Origin of the sequence: Mesorhizobium sp. M7A.F.Ca.CA.004.04.2.1, assembly GCF_004022825.1 — a bacterium.
Lineage (GTDB): Bacteria > Pseudomonadota > Alphaproteobacteria > Rhizobiales > Rhizobiaceae > Mesorhizobium.
This window is the reverse complement of record NZ_RZPH01000893.1, coordinates 974-2,543: the sequence shown is the minus strand read 5'-3', so window position 1 is coordinate 2,543 and position 1,570 is coordinate 974. Positions and strand designations below refer to the sequence as shown.

Here is a 1,570-nt window from a genome sequence, read left to right as displayed (position 1 = left end):
CTCTCGCGCATCGCCGGTCGGCGCGATGCAGGCCTGGCGGCCGGCCATGCCAGTGACCCAATGGAGCTGGGTGAAGCCATGATGGTCGCGGGCATCGGCAGCCGAAAAGGCGTGAGCGTCGAAGACGTGCTTGCCGCGATCGAAACCGCGCTGGAGACTCATGGCCTGACGATGACGGCGCTTTCGGCACTGGCGACTGCCGAGTTCAAGAAGGATGAAGAAGCGATCGCCGCCGCTGGCCGCGTGCTGAGTCTTCCGGTCATCGTCGTCGATGACGCCACGCTTCAGGCCGCCTCGTCGGACACGCTCAGCCATTCCGACCTCTCGCAGGATGTTGCCGGAACCTCATCGGTTTCCGAGGCATCCGCCCTTGCCGTCGTCGGCAAAGGCGCCAGACTGCTTGGCCCGCGCACGGTGCTCGGCCCGGTCACCTGCGCGATCGCCATCAGTGGAGATGCGCCATGACCGTCCATTTCATCGGCGCCGGTCCCGGTGCCGCCGACCTCATCACGCTGCGCGGCGCGAGGCTGCTGGCAAGCTGCCAGGTCTGCCTGCATGCCGGCTCGATCGTCGCGCCCGAATTGCTACAGCACTGCGCGCCGGGAACAAAGCTGATCGACACCGCGCCGATGTCGCTCGACGAGATCGAGGCCGAGTATGTCGCGGCCCACAAATCGGGCCATGATGTCGCCCGCCTGCATTCCGGCGACCTGTCGGTGTGGAGCGCCGTCGCCGAGCAGATCCGCCGGCTGGAAAAGCATGGCATTCCCTACACGCTGACGCCGGGCGTCCCCTCCTTCGCCGCTGCCGCCGCCGCATTGCGCCGCGAACTGACCATTCCTGAAGTCGCGCAAAGCCTGGTGCTGACCCGCATCTCCGGACGCGCATCAAAAATGCCGCCCGGCGAAACGCTGGCCGGCTTCGGCCGCACCGGCGCCACGCTGGCCATTCATCTGGCCATCCACGCCATCGACCGCGTCGTTGCCGAGCTGACGCCGCATTATGGCGGGGATTGCCCGGTGGCGGTCGTCTTCCGCGCCTCCTGGCCGGACGAGCGTGTGCTGACCGGCACGCTGGCGACCATCGAGGCGCTGCTCGCCGCCGATCCGATGGAGCGCACGGCGATCATCTTCGTCGGCCGCTCGCTGGCAGCCGAAGGTTTTGGCGAGAGTTCATTATACGACGCCCACTACCAGCGGCGTTTTCGCGGACGGGACGGATTGTGAGCGGCAGCAACAAAAACACCGGCGAAAACGCTACGCTCGAAAAAGCCTTGTCCCGGCTGAACTTCAAGCCGCGCCAGCTGGAGCCTGGCCATGTCTGGCTGGCCGGCGCCGGCCCCGGCGACCCCGGTTGCCTGACGCTCGAAGTGCTGGCGGCTTTGGCCGAGGCGGATGCGCTGGTCTACGACGCGCTGGTCTCATCCGATGTCGTCGCCGTTGCCGAAAATGCCGAGCTTTTCTTTGCTGGCAAGCGCGGCGGCAAACCGTCGATGAAACAGGATGACATCACCGCCCTTTTGGTGCGGCTGGCGCGCGACGGCCGCACCAAAAGGGCGGTGATGTCATCC

At 66.5% G+C, this 1,570-nt stretch carries 3 protein-coding genes; all 3 read left to right on the top strand.

What is annotated here, in order from left to right; translation table 11 throughout:
• Window positions 1-78 precede the first annotated feature (78 nt).
• Entirely contained in the window at window positions 79-465 is a 387-nt protein-coding gene (locus EN893_RS28790) for a cobalamin biosynthesis protein (protein ID WP_127270799.1), read from the top strand.
• Entirely contained in the window at window positions 462-1,226 is a 765-nt protein-coding gene (gene cobM, locus EN893_RS28785; RefSeq protein ID WP_127271893.1) for a precorrin-4 C(11)-methyltransferase, read from the top strand. Before EN893_RS28790 ends, cobM begins: the two co-directional genes overlap by 4 nt.
• The coding region (locus tag EN893_RS39535; RefSeq protein WP_245476588.1) for an SAM-dependent methyltransferase at window positions 1,223-1,570 on the top strand (348 nt) is incomplete at its 3' end. The genes cobM and EN893_RS39535, both read left to right, overlap by 4 nt.